At 69.3% G+C, this 16,640-nt stretch carries 15 protein-coding genes and 1 tRNA gene; 12 read left to right on the top strand and 4 right to left on the bottom strand.

Annotation, left to right across the window (positions count from 1 at the left end; all coding sequences use genetic code 11):
* The first annotated feature begins 95 nt into the window (after window positions 1–95).
* A complete protein-coding gene (serA, locus tag H9633_RS00380; RefSeq protein WP_071640876.1) occupies window positions 96–1,715 on the top strand; it encodes a phosphoglycerate dehydrogenase in 1,620 nt (539 codons plus the stop codon).
* A 30-nt stretch (window positions 1,716–1,745) separates the two neighbouring features.
* Here the strand turns inward: serA and H9633_RS13190 are convergent, their stop codons facing one another.
* Complete coding sequence (locus H9633_RS13190) at window positions 1,746–2,315, bottom strand: TetR/AcrR family transcriptional regulator (RefSeq protein ID WP_191712875.1); 570 nt, start codon at window positions 2,313–2,315, stop codon at window positions 1,746–1,748.
* 90 nt (window positions 2,316–2,405) lie between these two features.
* Here H9633_RS13190 and H9633_RS00370 point away from each other — a divergent pair, with 90 nt between their 5' ends.
* The 9 genes from H9633_RS00370 to H9633_RS00330 all read left to right on the top strand — a co-directional run bounded on the left by H9633_RS00370 (window position 2,406) and on the right by H9633_RS00330 (window position 12,664).
* Window positions 2,406–3,935, top strand: a complete 1,530-nt coding sequence (locus H9633_RS00370) for an MFS transporter (protein ID WP_191711716.1) — start codon at window positions 2,406–2,408, stop codon at window positions 3,933–3,935.
* Between the two features lie 92 nt (window positions 3,936–4,027).
* Window positions 4,028–5,077 carry a 3-isopropylmalate dehydrogenase gene (locus tag H9633_RS00365; RefSeq protein ID WP_191711715.1) on the top strand — a complete coding sequence of 350 codons (1,050 nt, stop codon included), beginning with the start codon at window positions 4,028–4,030 and terminating at the stop codon, window positions 5,075–5,077.
* A 46-nt stretch (window positions 5,078–5,123) separates the two neighbouring features.
* On the top strand, window positions 5,124–6,227 hold the full coding sequence (locus tag H9633_RS00360; RefSeq protein ID WP_191711714.1) for a branched-chain amino acid aminotransferase: 1,104 nt from the start codon (window positions 5,124–5,126) through the stop codon (window positions 6,225–6,227).
* Window positions 6,228–6,420: 193 nt separating this feature from the next.
* A complete protein-coding gene (locus H9633_RS00355; RefSeq protein WP_191711713.1) occupies window positions 6,421–7,401 on the top strand; it encodes a hypothetical protein in 981 nt (326 codons plus the stop codon).
* Between the two features lie 196 nt (window positions 7,402–7,597).
* The gene (locus H9633_RS00350) at window positions 7,598–8,374 is read left to right on the top strand and encodes a fumarylacetoacetate hydrolase family protein (protein ID WP_191711712.1); all 777 of its coding nucleotides are present in this window, start codon (window positions 7,598–7,600) and stop codon (window positions 8,372–8,374) included.
* On the top strand, window positions 8,371–9,633 hold the full coding sequence (locus H9633_RS00345; RefSeq protein ID WP_318247156.1) for an MFS transporter: 1,263 nt from the start codon (window positions 8,371–8,373) through the stop codon (window positions 9,631–9,633). The genes H9633_RS00350 and H9633_RS00345 overlap by 4 nt, the downstream gene beginning before the upstream one ends.
* 40 nt (window positions 9,634–9,673) lie before the next feature.
* On the top strand, window positions 9,674–11,179 hold the full coding sequence (gene gltX, locus H9633_RS00340) for a glutamate--tRNA ligase (protein WP_191711711.1): 1,506 nt from the start codon (window positions 9,674–9,676) through the stop codon (window positions 11,177–11,179).
* Window positions 11,176–12,492, top strand: a complete 1,317-nt coding sequence (locus H9633_RS00335; protein ID WP_318247155.1) for a threonine/serine exporter family protein — start codon at window positions 11,176–11,178, stop codon at window positions 12,490–12,492. The genes gltX and H9633_RS00335 overlap by 4 nt, the downstream gene beginning before the upstream one ends.
* 100 nt (window positions 12,493–12,592) lie before the next feature.
* Window positions 12,593–12,664 (top strand) — tRNA-Gln (locus H9633_RS00330).
* A 54-nt stretch (window positions 12,665–12,718) separates the two neighbouring features.
* Here the strand turns inward: H9633_RS00330 and H9633_RS00325 are convergent.
* Window positions 12,719–14,311, bottom strand: coding sequence for a molybdopterin-dependent oxidoreductase (locus H9633_RS00325; RefSeq protein WP_191711710.1), 1,593 nt, complete (start codon window positions 14,309–14,311; stop codon window positions 12,719–12,721).
* Between the two features lie 251 nt (window positions 14,312–14,562).
* Here H9633_RS00325 and H9633_RS12890 point away from each other — a divergent pair, with 251 nt between their 5' ends.
* Window positions 14,563–14,709 carry an AmiS/UreI family transporter gene (locus H9633_RS12890; protein WP_225211363.1) on the top strand — a complete coding sequence of 49 codons (147 nt, stop codon included), beginning with the start codon at window positions 14,563–14,565 and terminating at the stop codon, window positions 14,707–14,709.
* Window positions 14,676–15,272, top strand: coding sequence for an AmiS/UreI family transporter (locus H9633_RS00320; protein WP_256221055.1), 597 nt, complete (start codon window positions 14,676–14,678; stop codon window positions 15,270–15,272). Before H9633_RS12890 ends, H9633_RS00320 begins: the two co-directional genes overlap by 34 nt.
* Here H9633_RS00320 and H9633_RS00315 read toward each other — a convergent pair.
* The gene (locus H9633_RS00315) at window positions 15,196–15,804 is read right to left on the bottom strand and encodes a PRC-barrel domain-containing protein (protein ID WP_071642852.1); all 609 of its coding nucleotides are present in this window, start codon (window positions 15,802–15,804) and stop codon (window positions 15,196–15,198) included. The two genes, H9633_RS00320 and H9633_RS00315, sit on opposite strands and share 77 nt — an antisense overlap.
* A gap of 58 nt (window positions 15,805–15,862) precedes the next feature.
* Window positions 15,863–16,498, bottom strand: a complete 636-nt coding sequence (locus H9633_RS00310; RefSeq protein ID WP_177243820.1) for a hypothetical protein — start codon at window positions 16,496–16,498, stop codon at window positions 15,863–15,865.
* Window positions 16,499–16,640 lie beyond the last annotated feature (142 nt).

The following is a 16,640-nucleotide window of genomic DNA, read 5'->3' as shown; positions in this document are numbered from 1 at the left end:
CGGTGCCGGCGCTGAGGTAAAGTGTGTCGCGATTGCGTCCCGACGGCGTGCGGCGCATCGGCTGACCATCGCTCGTCCTGCCCCGAAGGATACCTGTGCCGAACAACACCGCCACCAAGCCCGTCGTCCTGCTCGCAGAGGTGCTCTCGCCCGCGACGATCGAGGCGCTGGGACCTGACTTCGACGTGCGCGAGGTCGATGGAACCGATCGTGAGGCGCTGTTCGCGGCTCTCGCCGACGCGGATGCCGTGCTGGTGCGCTCTGCCACCCGCATCGACGCCGAGGCGCTGTCGCACGCGCCCAAGCTGAAGGTCGTCGCCCGAGCCGGCGTCGGGCTCGACAACGTCGACATCAAGGCCGCCACCGCGGCGGGCGTCATGGTCGTCAACGCCCCGACCTCGAACATCGTCTCGGCGGCGGAGCTCACCGTCGGACACATCCTGAGCCTCGCCCGTCGCATCCCCGCCGCGCACGCCTCGCTCTCGAGCGGTGCGTGGAAGCGCAGCTCGTTCACCGGAGCCGAGCTGTTCGAGAAGACGGTCGGCATCATCGGTCTCGGCCGGATCGGCGCGCTCGTCGCCGCGCGCCTGAACGCGTTCGACATGCGCGTCATCGCCTACGACCCGTACGTCACCAGTGCCCGCGCGCAGCAGCTCGGCGTGCAGCTCGTCACGCTCGATGAGCTCGTCGCCGAGTCGGACTTCATCACCATCCACATGCCCAAGACCCCCGAGACGACCGGCATGATCGCGGCCGAGCAGTTCGCCGCGATGAAGCCGACGGCTTTCGTGGTCAACGTGGCGCGCGGCGGGCTGATCGACGAGGCGGACCTGCACGAGGCTCTCGTCGCCGGCGAGATCGCCGGCGCCGGGCTCGACGTGTTCACCTCCGAGCCCCCCGCCGAGGACAGCACCGCCCGCGCGCTGCTCGGCCTGCCCAACGTCGTCGTCACCCCGCACCTCGGCGCGAGCACCGATGAGGCGCAGGAGAAGGCCGGCGTGTCCGTCGCCCGCTCGGTGCGGCTCGCGCTCGGCGGCGACCTCGTGCCAGACGCGGTCAACGTCGCCGGCGGCGTCATCGACCCGTACGTGCGTCCCGGCATCCCGCTCGTCGAGAAGCTCGGTCAGATCTTCTCCGCGCTCGCCCAGGCCCCGCTCACCAGCCTCGACGTCGAGGTGCACGGCGAGCTCAACAACTACGACGTCAGCGTGCTGCGCCTCGCCGCACTCAAGGGCGTCTTCACCAACATCGTCAGCGAGACGGTGTCGTACGTGAATGCACCGCTGCTCGCCGAGCAGCGCGGCGTCACCGTGCGCCTGCTGCAGGACGAGATCAGCGAGGAGTACCGCAACGTCATCACGCTGCGCGGCGCCCTCTCCGACGGGTCGCAGCTGGCCGTGTCGGGTACCCTCACCGGCCCGAAGCAGATCGAGAAGCTCGTGTCGATCAACGAGCACGCGATCGAGCTGCCGATCGAGAAGCACCACGTCGTGATGCTCTACACCGACCGTCCTGGCATCGTCGCGGTCTACGGCCAGAAGTTCGGCGACGCCGGCATCAACATCGCCGGCATGCAGATCGCGCGCGAGGCCGCGGGCGCCCAGGCGCTCAGCGTGCTGACGCTCGACTCGCCGGTCTCGGAGGAGCTGCTCGAGGACGTCAGCGCGGCGATCGACGCCGACCTGTTCCGTCAGATCGAGATCGCCGACGTCTGATCCCGCGGATGTGCCGACGCGGGCTCCGGTTCATTCCGGGGCCCGCGTCGTCGCTTCCACCACCAGGGCGATCAGCCGATCGAGAGTGGCGCCGGTCGGCACGAACTCGCTCACCGCGGTCTGGTCGTCGCTCGGCTCGGCCAGTGAGTTGTTGAAGTAGAGACCGTCACTCAGCAGCATGACCATGTCGAGTGCGGTCTCGTCGCGCACATGCGGGCGGATGCCGTCGGCCCACCGCATCCGCACGTCGCGCAGGGCAGCGGATGCCAGGGCGGAGCCGCCCTGCGCGAGCCGGGTGGTCGCGATCAGGGCGCGATCGAGCGCGTCGTCCTCCATGACCGAGGTGCGCACGTAGTACGCGATGGCGCCGTCCTCGGCATCCGACATCCGCTCGAGATCGTCGTCGGTGAGTGCTGCAAGACGGGCGACGAGGCCGGCGGTGAGATCGTCCTTCGACCCGAAGTGATAGAGCAGCCCGCCCTTCGACACCCCGGCCTCCCGCGCGACGGCCTCCAGAGTGGCGGCACGCTCTCCGTCGGCGATGAGGATGCTCTGGTACGCGTCGAGCACGCGTTCGCGAGCGAGCGGGGGACGGGACATCACGTTCTCCAGACGATCGGGGGCATGTGTTACTGTACCATCCGGACGGTTTAGAAAGCTCGCCGATCCAGACGCAGAAGAGGTGCACGAATGTCCGTCACGGCCCCGGTCCGGCTGACCCACGAGGATGGCGCGCGCGTCGGCGCGAGAGGGTGGGCCGCGCTGGCCGTCCTCATGCTGCCCGTGCTGCTGGTGTCGGTCGACAACACCGTGCTCAGCTTCGCACTGCCCGAGATATCGCTTGCGCTGCGTCCCTCCGGCGCCGAGCAGCTCTGGGTGATCGACGTCTACTCGCTCGTGCTCGCCGGACTGCTCGTGACCATGGGGGTGATGGGAGACCGGTTCGGAAGGCGGCGGATGCTGTTCATCGGCGCCACCGGTTTCGCCGTCGTCTCCGTGCTGGCAGCCTTCGCGCCGACCGCAGGACTGCTCATCGCCGCGCGCGCCGCGCTCGGGTTCTTCGGCGCGATGCTCATGCCGTCAACCCTGTCGCTGCTGCGTTCGATCTTCCCCAACCGCGACCAGCGACGCCTTGCGATCGCGATCTGGGCATCCGGGTTCTCGGCCGGATCGGCGCTGGGACCCGTCGTCGGGGGATTCCTGCTCGAGCACTTCGCGTGGGGCTCGGTGTTCCTCATCGCGGTGCCCATGCTCGTCCCGCTGCTCATCGGCGGGTACTGGCTGCTGCCGGAGAGCCGTGATCCCAACCCGGGGCGGATCGACCCCATCGGCATCCTGCTGTCGATGGCAGCCATGCTCCCCGTCGTCTACGCCATCAAATCCTTCGCCGTCGACGGACCGACGCTCGGCGCCGCGGCTCTCGTGATCGTCGGCCTCGCGATGGGGTGGCTGTTCGTGCGCCGTCAGCTGCGCGCCGATACGCCCATGCTCGACATGAGCCTGTTCCGACGCGGCGGCTTCAGTGGTGCGATCCTCGTGAACCTGCTCAGCGTGATCGCCCTGGTCGGGTTCCTCTACTTCGTGCCGCAGCAGCTGCAGCTCGTGCTCGGGCTCTCGCCGATGACCGCCGGGCTCGCGCTGGTGCCAGGCATGGCAGCCATGATCGTCGCCGGGCTCAGCGTGGTGCCGATCTCTCGCCGTGTGCCCCCGCACATCGTCGTGCCCGCGGGTCTGGTGCTGTCGGTCGGCGGATATCTGATCGTCGCGTTCACCGCGCAGTCGAACAGCGTCGCCTGGCTGATCGCCGCCTTCGTCGTGCTGGGCATCGGGATCGGCGCCGCGGAGACCATCTCCAACGAGCTGATCCTCGCGCATGCTCCGGCGGAGAAGGCGGGGGCCGCCAGTGCGGTCTCCGAGACCGCCTACGAGCTCGGCGCCGTGCTCGGCACGGCCGTGCTGGGTGGGATCATCACGGCGTTCTACCGCGGTGCGCTGACGATCCCGAACGGCGTACCCGACGAAGCGGCCGCGCAGGCCCGGGAGACGCTCGCAGGAGCCTATGCGGCGGCGGAGAACCTGCCGGCGGCGCAGGCGGATGCCCTGTGGCGGGCCGCAGCGCACGCCTTCGACTCCGGCATCGTGACGACCTCCCTCATCGGCGCTCTGCTCGTGGCATCCGCCGTCGCCGTCGCCGCCACCACGCTGCGGCCGCCGCGCTGACATCCGGCGTGAGGGGCGCGTGGGCGCCGCTACGCTGGAGACAGTGTCCGCGGCGACCCGTGCCGCAGACGAGCAGCGTCCCAAGGAGATTCATGTCGCGCGTCGTGAAGCTGGCCGTCATCCCCGGGGACGGCATCGGACGAGAGGTCATCGCCGAGGCTGAGCGGGTGCTCGACGCAGTCACCGCCGGCAGCGAGGTGACCTTCGAGAAGACGCCGTTCTCGCTCGGCGCCGACCGCTACCTCGCCACCGGCGACACGCTCACCGACGAGGATCTCGACGCGATCCGCGCGCACGACGCGATCCTGCTCGGTGCCGTCGGCGGCACGCCCGGCGATGAGCGGCTGAAGGATGCCAACATCGAGCGCGGCCTGCTGCTGAAGCTGCGCTTCGAGCTCGACCACTACGTGAACCTGCGCCCCTCGAAGCTGTTCCCTGGCGCATCCGGTCCACTGGCCGACCCGGGTGAGATCGACTTCGTCGTCGTGCGCGAGGGCACCGAGGGGCCCTACGTCGGCAACGGCGGCGCGATCCGCAAGGGCACGCCGCACGAGGTCGCCAACGAGACGAGCGTCAACACCGCATTCGGGGTGGAGCGCGTCGTCCGCTACGCGTTCGATCTCGCCGAGCGGCGACGCCAGAAGCTCACCCTGGTGCACAAGACCAACGTGCTCGTGCACGCCGGCGCGATCTGGAAGCGGATCGTCGATCAGGTGGCATCCGAGCACCCCGACGTCTCCGTCGACTACCTGCACGTCGACGCCGCCACCATCTTCCTCGTGACCGACCCGGCACGCTTCGATGTGATCGTCACCGACAACCTCTTCGGCGACATCCTCACCGACCTCGCCGGTGCCGTCACCGGCGGCATCGGCCTCGCAGCCTCCGGCAACATCAACCCCGACGGCGCGTTCCCCTCGATGTTCGAGCCCGTGCACGGCTCGGCACCCGACATCGCCGGACAGCAGAAGGCCGATCCGACCGCAGCGATCCTGTCGGTCGCCCTGCTGCTCGACCACCTCGGCCTGCACGACGAGGCCGCGCGTGTCCAGCGGGCGGTCGAAGCAGACATCGCGAGCCGCGACGGCGCTCGCACCACCGTCGAGACGGGCGACGCGATCATCGCTCGTCTGCAGGCGTAATCTGAGAGCACGCGCGCATCGCCGCCGCATCCGACAGAGGACAGACATGACCGACACCGCCACCACGCCCAGCTCCGGCACCGCTGAGCTCACGTTCGCCGTGACGAAGAACCTCGCCGCCAAGAGCCCCGCTCAGCGCGACGAGATCCTGCAGAATCCGGGCTTCGGCACGAACTTCACCGACCACATGGTCGACATCTGCTGGTCTGAGAAGGGTGGCTGGCATCGCCCGCGCGTCCAGCCGTATGGTCCGATCTCGCTCGACCCGGCCGCCGCCGTGCTGCACTACGGGCAGGAGATCTTCGAGGGCATCAAGGCGTACCGGCACGCGGATGGCGCTGTGTACACGTTCCGTCCTGACCGCAACGCCGAACGCCTGCGCCGCAGCGCGCGCCGCCTGGCTCTACCGGAGCTGCCGACGGAGTACTTCATCCAGTCGATCCGCGAGCTCATCGCCGTCGACGGCGCCTGGGTGCCGTCCGGAGCCGACCAGAGCCTGTACCTGCGCCCGTTCATGTTCGCCAAGGAGGCGTTCCTCGGCGTGCGCCCCGCGAAGAAGGTCGCCTATTACCTGATCGCGTCGCCCGCCGGGGCCTACTTCACCGGCGGCGTGAAGCCGGTGCGCATCTGGCTGTCGAAGACCTACGCACGTGCGGGCAAGGGCGGCACGGGTGCGGCCAAGACCGGCGGCAACTACGCCTCCAGCTTGCTGCCGCAGGCCGAGGCCTCGGCTCAGGGCTGCGACCAGGTGGTCTTCCTCGACCAGGACGGCAACGTCGAAGAACTCGGCGGCATGAACGTCGTGTTCGTCTACAAGGACGGCCGGGTCGTCACGCCGCAGTCCGACAGCATCCTCGAGGGCATCACGCGCGACTCGCTGCTGCAGCTCGCCGAGGACCGCGGACTCACGGTCGAACGTCGGGCGGTGTCGCTCGACGAGTGGCGTCAGGGGGTGGCATCCGGCGACATCGTCGAGGTGTTCGCGTGCGGCACGGCCGCCGTGGTCACGCCCATCGGCGCTCTCGTGTCGGACGACTTCGAAGACGAGCAGCCCCTCGGCGAGCTGGCGCTGTCGCTGCGCGAGGAGCTGACCGACATCCAGTACGGCCGCCGTGAGGACAAGCACGGCTGGCTCGTCCGCGTGGACTGACGTCCTCTCTCTTCCTTTTCTTCGCCGAGACCCCCACTTCGCGCCGACACCCCTACGTGGTGACGTGCGCAGGTGGGGGTGTCGGCATGAACAGGGGGTGTCGGCGAAGAGGTTCTTTCTGCACAGGGCGCCTCTGGCGCATTGCGGTGTGGAATAAGTCCATGCGGCACTCGGGGGTGCGCATCATGGAGCGATGCGTCGACGAATCGACATCGCTGAGGCAGATCGGATGCTGCTCACCCGCGAGCGCCTGCTGCAGGCTGGAGTCACCGTGCGGCAGCTGCGCGATGCCGTTGACGCGCGGAGCCTGCGCAGGGTTCACCGCGGATCCTACGTGCGGACGAAGGATTGGACCTCGCTCTGGTGGGAAGGACAGCACCTCCTGAAGGTGCTGGCGGTGAAGGCAGCGAGCACCGGAAGAGGACCGCTGTTCAGCCACGCCTCGGCAGCGGTGCTCTGGGGGCTGCCGATGTACCGGATGCGTGATCAACCAGTGCAGATCGTCATCGACGGGACGCGGCACAGTCGGGTGATCGCCGGAGTCGTGCGCCGCGACATGCGCCTCGATGACGAGGACATCGCCGAGGTAGAAGGCTTCCGCGTCACGTCGCTGATCCGCACGGCATTCGACGTCGCGCGCACAGCGGCGTTCGATACCGCGGTGAGCTGCGCCGACGCGGCCCTGCGCAGGCGCACCGTAAGCGGGCAGGTGGTGGATGCGGAAGCGGATGCCCTGTGGCGCACCCAAGCCCGACGACTCGCCCGCCCTGGCTTGCGGGGCGTGCGTCAAGGCCGAGAGGTCATCGAGTTCGCCGACGGGAGGGCGCAGCTGCCCGGCGAGAGCGTCAGCCGCGTGCGGCTGCACCAGCTGGGCTTCTCGAACTACGATCTGCAGGTTCCCATCACCGGGGCGCAGGGCGATCGGTATTGGGCGGACTTCGCCTTCCTGGGGACACGGCGGTTCGGCGAGTTCGATGGCAAGGACAAGTACCTCGATCCCGACCTTCGCACCGAGATTTCACCAGATGAAGCGGTGCTGGCCGAGAAGCAGCGAGAAGATGACATCCGAGGCGTCACCGGCTGGAGCTTCGCGCGTTGGGGATTCGAGCACATCCGCACACCCGACGCGCTCGGAGCGCGTCTCGCCGCGTTCGGCATCCGGCCGCCCGGCTGACGTGTGCGCTGTTCCTCGCTCGTGATCTCTCTCCGCCCGCTCTCCACGCCATGCCCCGGCACCCCCACTTCGCGCCCACGCCCCCACATGCGGACGTTCGTGCAGGGGGGTGTCAGCGCGAACTAGGGGTGTCGGCGGAGGAAAGGACGGGGGAAGGGACGAGAGGAAGGCAGAGGGGCGGGGATAGGCTGACGGGGTGAAGATCGCGCGTTTCAGTCACAACGACGGCATCCGGTATGGCATCCTCGACGAGAGCGAGATCGTCGTGCTCGACGGCGACCCCATGTTCGCCGGCTACCAGCCGACGGGGGAGCGCGTGCCTGTGGCCGACGTCGCCCTGCTCGCCCCGGTGATCCCGCGCTCGAAGGTCGTCTGCGTCGGCCGCAACTACCACGACCACGCCGCGGAGTTCGGCAACGTCGCCCCCGAGGAGCCGCTGCTCTTCCTCAAGCCCAACACCGCCGTCGTCGGCCCCGGCGACAGCATCGTGCGCCCGGCGATCTCGGAGCGCACCGAGTTCGAGGGTGAGCTCGTCGCGGTGATCGGTCGCATCGCCAAGAACGTCAGCGCCGAGAACGCTCTCGACTACGTCTTCGGCTACACGATCGGCAACGACGTGACCGCGCGCGACCTGCAGCGCAAGGACGGCCAGTGGACGCGCGGCAAGGGCTTCGACACGTTCTGCCCGCTCGGCCCGATCATCGAGACCGAATTCGAGGCCGCCACCGCACGGCTCGAGACTCGGGTGAACGGCGAGGTCCGCCAGCAGGCGCCGCTGACCGACATGATCCACTCGGTCGCCGACATCATCGCGTACGCCTCCGCCGCGTTCACCCTGCTCCCGGGGGACGTGATCATGACCGGCACCCCTGCGGGCGTGGGCGAAATCGTCGCCGGAGACAGCGTCGAGATCGAGATCAGTGGGATCGGCGTGCTGCGCAACCCCGTGCGCGACGCCTCGCCTGCCGCGTGAGCGCGGTGGGCACCGAGCCGATCGAAGACCTCCGCGCCGTCCAGCGCCGCACCGTCGGCGTGCTCGCCGCCGGGCAGGTGCTGGGCGGCATCGCGTTCGGCGCGACCGTCTCGCTCGGGGCCCTGCTCGCTGCCGACCTCTCGGGCGATGATGCGCTCTCGGGCCTCGCGACCGCGTCGGTCACCCTGGGCGCCGCCGCTTTCGCGATCCCGCTGGCCCGCTTCGCCGCGCGCCGCGGCCGCCGGATGTCGCTGACCGCGGGCAACCTGCTCGCCCTCATCGGCATCGGCATCGTCATCACCGCAGCCGCGCTGCGCTTCTTCCCGCTGCTCCTGGTCGGGATCATCATGATCGGCATGGGCAACGCCGGCAACCTGCAGTCGCGTTTCGCCGCCACCGATCTCGCCGCCCCCGAGCATCGGGGCCGCGATCTGTCGATCGTGGTCTGGTCGACCACGGTCGGCGGGGTCACGGGTCCGCTGCTGCTGCCGCTCGGCGAAGAGGTCGGCGCGCTGATCGGGATGCCCCCGCTCACCGGCTCGTACCTCTTCTCGCTCGTTGCGCAGGCGGCCGCGCTGGTGCTGTACGTGATCGCGCTCCGACCGGACCCGCTGCTGACCGCCATGCGCCTGGCGGGATCGGCATCCAGAGGCGCGGTGCTCGGCGCCGACATCGACCGTCCCGTCGTGGCGCGATACGCGATCTTCGCCGTCTCCGGTTCGCACGCCGTGATGGCGTCGGTGATGGCCATGACGCCGATCCACCTCAAGCACATGGCCGACGGCGGCGGCCACGGGTCGACGCAGGAGGTGACACTGCTGGTCGGGGTGACGATCGCGCTGCACGTCGCCGGCATGTATGGTCTCTCGCCGCTGTTCGGGATCCTCGCCGATCGCTGGGGCCGCATCCGGGTCGTGCTGCTCGGGCAGGTCGTTCTCACCGCATCCCTGCTCACGGCGATCTTCGCCGGTGAGCATCCGGCGGGCGTGATGGTCGCGCTGATCCTGCTCGGACTGGGCTGGAGCGCGGCGACCGTCGCCGGCGCGGCACTGCTGACTGAATCGTCGACGGTGCTCATGCGCCCGCGGCGTCAGGGAGTCAGCGACTCGCTGATGAGCCTCACGGCCGCCGTCGGCGCCGCAGGCGCGGGCATCGTGCTCACCGAGTTCGGCTACGGCGGCCTCGCCACGGTCGCGCTGGCGCTCGTGATCGCCATCACCGCGCTCTCGCCGTTCGGCCGCATCCGCGACACGGCCTGAGCCGGGGCCGAGCATCCGCCACAGATAGACTCGAGGGGATATGGCTACCGTGCATCCCCTCACCACCACCGCCACCGGATCCGACGTCCGCGTGCGCTTCTGCCCCTCGCCGACCGGCCTGCCGCACGTCGGCATGGTGCGCACGGCGCTCTACAACTGGGCGTACGCCCGCCACAACGGCGGGAAGCTGATCTTCCGCATCGAAGACACCGATGCGGCACGGGACAGCGAGGAGAGCTTCCGCCAGCTGGTCGACGCGCTCACCTGGATGAAGATCGACTGGGACGAGGGCGTCGAGGTCGGCGGCCCGCACGCTCCGTACCGCCAGTCCGAGCGGCACGACATCTACCGCGGCGTGATCGAGAAGCTGCTGGCGACGGGCGCGCTGTACGAGAGCTATTCGACGGCCGAGGAGATCGACGCCCGCAACGAGGCGAACGGTCGCGCGAAGCAGCTCGGCTACGACAACTTCGACCGCGATCTGACCGACGAGCAGAAGGCCGCCTTCCGCGCCGAGGGGCGTCAGCCCGCGCTGCGCCTGCGTGTGCCCGACGAAGACCTCACCTACGTCGACCTCATCCGCGGCGAGGTCACCTTTCCCGCCGGCTCGTTCCCCGACTTCGTCGTCGTGCGGCCCAACGGAGTGCCGCTGTACACGTTCGTGAACCCCGTCGACGACGCGCTGATGGGCATCACCCACGTGCTGCGCGGCGAAGACCTCATGCCGTCGACCGCCCGCCAGCTCGCGCTGTACGACGCGCTGATCGAGGCCGGCGTCACCACCTTCGTCCCGCGCTTCGCGCACATGCCGCTCGTGCTCGGCGAGACCGGCAACAAGAAGCTTTCCAAGCGCGACCCGCAGGCCGATCTCTTCCTGCACCGCGACCGCGGGTTCATCCACGAGGGGCTGCTGAACTACCTGGCGCTGCTCGGCTGGTCGATCGCCGCCGACCGCGACGTGTTCTCGCTCGACGAGTTCATCGCCGCGTTCGACATCGCCGACGTCAACCCGAACCCGGCGCGTTTCGACCAGAAGAAGGCCGAGTCGATCAACGGCGACCACATCCGCATGCTCGACGAGAAGGACTTCGCCGAGCGGATGCTGCCGTACCTCGCCGCCGCTGACGTCTTCGGCGGCGAGCCGACGCACGAGCAGATCGTGCTGGCCTTCCGTGCCGCGCCGCTCGTGCAGGAGCGCATCCAGCTGCTGGGCGAGTCGGCCGGCATGCTCGGCTTCCTCTTCACCGACAACGTCTCGTACGAGGCCGACGCTCTCAAGGGTCTGCCGGCGAACGCCGCGGAGGTGCTCGCCGCTTGCATCGTCGCTCTCGAGCCGGTCGAGGACTTCACCCCGGATGCCATTCAGGCGGCGCTCTCGGCGAAGCTCGTCGACGAACTCGGCCTCAAGCCCCGCGTCGCCTACGGTCCGCCCCGGGTGGCCCTGACGGGACGACGCGTGTCGCCGCCGCTGTTCGAGTCGATGGAGCTGCTGGGCAAGGACGAGTCGCTGCGGCGGCTGCGTCTTCTCGCCGACTTCCTGGCGTGAGAGCGCAGGCGGCGCCGGATGCCGTGATGCCGGCCGCCGAGACGGACGTGATCCTCGGTGATCTCGGTGTCCTGCTGCTCGAGTGCGGCACGTCGGTGACCGACGTGCGCGGATCGCTCGAGCAGGTGAGCCGTCGCGCGGCGCCCGAGACGACTCTGGAGTTCGCGATCCTGCCGGAGATGGTGATGGTCAGCCGCCCTGGTGCGGCGTCGGCGACCACGACGGTGATCGGCAAGGGCGAGGCGCTCACGTTCCGTCAGTCCGCTCGCGCCAGCAGACTGGTGCGCGACCTCGAGTCGGGGACGGTGCCACTGGCATCCGCACCCGCGCGCATGGCCGCGATCCGCGCCACCCCGCGGCGGATGCCGGGTCTGCAGAGCGTCATCGGATGCGGTCTGCTCTCGATATCGCTGGCCGTGCTGTTCCGCTGTCCGTGGTGGGCGGCCGTGCTCGCCTTCGTCGTGGGCCTGCTGGTGGGTGCGCTGACCATGCTGATGATGCGGGTGCGCGCTGCGGCCGCAGTGGCGCCGTTCGTCTCGTCGTTCCTGTCGACGCTGCTCGTCGGGGTCGTCGCGAACGCTCTCGATCTCGGGCCCGTGCCGCTGTTCGCGGTGTGCGCACCGGTCGCCATCCTCGTTCCCGGTGCTCTGATCACCAACGCCCTGCTCGAGTTGACCTCGACCGACATCGTGACCGGCGCATCCCGACTGATGTACGGACTCATCATGCTGGCGTTCATGGCCGCCGGCCTGTATGCCGGCGCTGCGCTGACGGGGCTTCGCATCGACTCGGCATCGGCTGCGCTGGTCGGCGATGCCGTGCAGCTGTCGAACGAGAGTGCGGGGTGGGGTGCGCTGCCCCCGCTGTGGACCGCGTGGGGCGCCGTCGTCGTCCTGGCCGTCGGCATCGGCCTGGCGTTCGGGTCGGGCTTCCGCCTGACTCTCGTCTGCGTCATGGCGATGACCGGCACGTACGCCGTGCTGGCTGTGTTCAGTCCGCTGGTCGGCAGCGTGGTCGGGATCGGGATCGCAGCAGCCGTGCTGTTCATCGCCGCCCGCGTGCTCGAGCGCGTGATGCTCGCGGTTCCGGCCACCGTGTCATTCCAGCCGGCGTTCCTGCTGCTCGTGCCCGGCACCGTGGGGCTGGTGTCACTGGCGAGCTTCGACGCGCAGGCGCTGGCCTCAGCTCCGATGATGTTCCTCAGCCTGTGCATCGGCACGAAGGTGGGCGCCCTGCTGGCGGATCTCGCGCGCATCACCCGCTCGACGGTGTTCCTGCGGTGGACGAAGCCGGCCCGCATGGGGGAGCTGTGATCGAGGCGGACGCGCCACGCCCGGGCATCCGGCGCCGATTCGCCATCTGCGGGCGGCTCGGGTAAGCTTGACTCTCGGTGCGAGGCTCCGGTTTCGCCCTTGGGGTATGGTGTAATTGGCAACACGGCTGATTCTGGTTCAGTTGTTCTTGGTTCGAGTCCAGGTACCCCAGCAGAGAAAAACCCCCGCTCAGGCGGGGGTTTCCTCATTCTGCGGCGCGCGAAACTCAGCTCACGGCGATCAGGGATCGCTGCCAGCCCGTCGATCCGTCGGGGGCGATGGGGGCGCTCTCCTGGATCTGCATCTCGCCGTTCTTGTTGATCGCGCGCACGGTGACGTAGTGGGTGCCGGGGGTGGCATCCCACTCCAGCATCCACTGCACCCAGGTGTCGGTGCTGATCGGAGCGGACAGCGTTGCTCGCTGCCATTCGCCGTCGTCGATGCGCACCTCGACGGCTTCGATGCCCACCGTCTGCGCCCAGGCGACACCGGCGATCGGGATGCGTCCGGCCGCGACGCTCTTGCCGATCTTCGGGGTGTCGATGCGCGACGAGAACTTGATGGGGGCCTGCGCGCTGTAGCCGCGCGGCGTCCAGTACGCCTCGTCCTTCTCGAACGTGGTGACCTTCAGCTCGGTGACCCACTTCGTCGCCGACACGTACCCGTACAGCCCGGGCACCACCATGCGGACGGGGAATCCGTGCTCGAGTGGGAGCGGCTGTCCGTTCATGCCGACGGCGAGGATCGCATCGCGGCCGGCGTCGGTGAGCGCCGACAGCGGGGTGCTGGCGGTGTAGCCGTCCACGCTACGCGACAGCACCATGTCGGCGTCGGTCTGCGGGCCGGCGAGCCGCAGCACATCTCGGATCGGCACACCCAGCCACATCGCGTTGCCGACCAGATCGCCGCCTACGACGTTCGAGACGCAGGTCAGGGTGATCGCGTACTCGTCCAGTCCCATCTCCACCAGCTCGTCGAACGAGAGCTCGACTCGCTTGTCGACCATGCCGTCGATCACGAGCCGCCAGCTCGCGGGGTCCACCGTGGGCACGGTGAGAGCGGTGTCGACCCGGTAGAAGTCGGCGTTCGGCGTGAACAGCGGCGAGATTCCCGGGATGTCGAGCTCGGCCCCGTCGGGGATGGTCACGGATGTCCGCGCCGGTGGCAGCCGCAGCCCCTTGCGGATCGCCGCCACGGACGAGCTCGTCGCGCTCACCACGCGGGAGGTGATCCCCACGACCAGCGCGGAGGCACCGGCGATGCCGGCGAGCGCGAAGAACCGGCGCCGGTCGACCGACACGCCGGCGGCTGCGCCGTCCGCGCCGGCGTCGCCACCCGCGCCGGGGTCGGGGATGGCGGCGGCGCGCTGCCAGGTGCGCAGCCGTCGGCACAGGACGATGAGCGCCGCGATTCCCGCGACCGCACCGAGCACCGAGGGAAGGAAGGCGAGCGGGGTCACCCCGGCTCGCGTCGTCGTCGCGGCCACGGATGCCGCCCCTGCGATGCCGAGCGCGATCGCGCCGAGCGGCGGCCGCGCCAGCTGCAGGACGCCTGCGGCCGCTGATGCGATGACAACCGCGAGACCGAGGCCGATCAGCAGCGCGACCTTGTCGAATTCGCCGAACGTCGAGATGGCGAACTCCTTGAGAGGCTGCGGAACGACGTCGATGACGAACGAGCCGACGGCCAGCAGCGGGCTCGCATCGCGGGCCACCAGCAGCGCCGACAACTCCGCGGCGGCGAGGAACACCAGGCCGCTGACCACCCCGGCGACTGCGGCGAACGCGATGAACGCGCCGCGACGATTCTGTTTCGACATTGTTCCCCGATCCTCGGATCGGCCCGAGGGCCGCTTGTCGAGTGGTTCGGAGGCAGATCCGGATCGGATCGGAAGTGCCGCGGCCGCCTGCGGGCGGCGACGCGCTTTCGACTACATTCCGATCAGGCTGCACGATCATCGCGGTCGCGCCGTACGAGATGGTTGTCGACGCCATCGTCGGGCCGATGCCCCCCACCCGCGATGGCCTCGTACGCAATGCCTGCCATCGCCCTTCTCGAAGGAGCGACCAGATGTCCGACATCGGGCTCTTCTACGCCGGTGCCGTGCTGATCATCAACGGCATCATGCTGCTCGGCGCGATGACCCCCGAGCCGCAGCTCCGCTCAATCTGTTCGTCGGCGCCATGCAGGTCATCACCCCCACCGTCATGGTCATGACAGCGAACGACGACCCGGCGGTGATCTTCGCCGCGAGCGGCCTGTACCTCTTCGGCTTCACCTACCTCTGGGTGGGCATCAACGCCCTGGCGGATCTGCCCGCCACAGGTCTCGGCTGGTTCTCGCTCTTCGTCGCGGTCGCGGCGATCGGCTTCGCGGAGAGGACCTGGGCTGCGGGCGGCCGCGTCTTCGCGGTGATCTGGGTGCTCTGGGCGCTGCTCTGGCTGCTGTTCTTCCTGCTGCTCGGCCTCGGCAGGACCCACCTGGCACGGTTCACCGGTGCCATCGCGGTCGGTGAGGGCATCGCCACGGCCGCCGTCCCGGCGTGGCTGTCGCTCACCGGGGCGTTCGTCGACTCCGGCAGCGCGGCGCTGGCTCTCGCCGTGGCGGCGGCCGTCGGCCTGATCGTGCTCTACCTTCGGCTCGGGAGGACACCGCAGCGCGTCGACCGGACGAGCGCGCGCCGTCAGCCGGTGAGCCGGAGCGTCAGCTGGAGCGCGGCTCGTCGGTCCGGTCGACCGGCGGCTGCTCCGCCGGCTCGTACCGAGCCTGATCGGCCCTGACTCCATCCGGTGTCGCGTCATCGTGCGCCAGGGGAGCGGCGTCTGCCCGCTGGTCAGCGATGACGTACCGGTGGATGCGGATGCGCTTGCGTGGCGGCCGCTGGTCGTTCACCACATCGGGGCCCGTCCGAGCGTCGTCCTGGCTCGCGCCACGCTCGTCCGCACGTGGACGCGCGTCGTGCTCGTCGACGCGCGAGTCGTCGACGCGCGAGTCGTCTTCGCGTTCGCCGTCGTAGTGATCCTGGATGCGGTCGATGTCGTCGTCGGTCAGAGTGCCGTCGGCATCGATGCGCGGGGCGTGCGTGATCGTGTCCTTGTCGTACGTGACGTGCAGCACCTCGCCGTCGAACTCGGCGTCGCGCAGTGGCACGAACGACTCCCCTCTGCCGAACCAGCCGGTGGTGACGCCGGCATAGAGCGGCTGGCCGCCGTCGGGGTCGACGTACACGTGCTTCACCGTGCCGATTCTCGACCCGTCGGCGTCGACGACCTCAGCATCGAACAGGCTGTTGATCCGGTATGCGTCGATCATGGGTTGCCCTCCTGTCAGGCCGCGGCAGAGGCGGTCGCCGCCCCTGCCAGCCGGCGGTTCATCGTCCGAGTCCCACGCGGTCGACGCGGCGGTGGTAGCGCATGCCTCCGATGCCGCCGAGGATCGCGCCGCCCAGACTGACGAGAGCGACGACGATCGCGGTGATGATGCCGGTGACCGTGAGGCTGCCCTCGTCCACGGGGATACGCGGGAAGCTGTTCAGCTGACCGAGGACGTTGAACTGCGAACCGGCCACAGCGGCGACGATGGCCACCACGATCGCGATGACGATGGCCCAGACCCAGACGGCCAGACCCTGCTTCGCCCCGGAGAACCGCGCCATCCGACCGGCGACGTAGCCGCCGCAGTAGTAGGCGATGAACAGCACGACGGCCAGAGCGATCGCACCGATGATGGTGACGGTCTGGGCATTCGCACCGATCTCGTTAGCGGCATCCTCGACGTCGCCTTCGGCGACACCCAGCCCGAGGCCCGCCCCGACCGCGCTCAGCAGCGCCGTCAGCAGAACCGCCGTTCCGGTCGCGGTGAGCCAGCCGAAGAAGGCGGAGCCCCACTTGAAGCCACCGAAGCGCTCCTGTTCGCGTTCCAGCGCCTCTTCGCGCTGCGTGGGGCCTCGCTGCGCCGAGACGGCTGCGGGTTCACGCTCACGTGGATCCGAACCGGGTGTGCTCATGTCGACTCCTGACATCGGGTGGGCGGAGCGATCCGCGCCACGTGATCTTCTCCAGCGTCGGCTCTGCGGCTCGTGATGGTGAGGGGGTTGACCTCGGCGGCCGGAAGTGCCCTCCAGCGCGGCAGCGCCACCGAGGCATGAC

Source organism: Microbacterium commune, from assembly GCF_014836945.1.
In the GTDB taxonomy this organism is placed as follows: domain Bacteria; phylum Actinomycetota; class Actinomycetes; order Actinomycetales; family Microbacteriaceae; genus Microbacterium; species Microbacterium commune.
The sequence above is the reverse complement of the archived record's forward strand: the minus strand, read 5'-3'. Positions and strand labels throughout refer to the sequence as shown.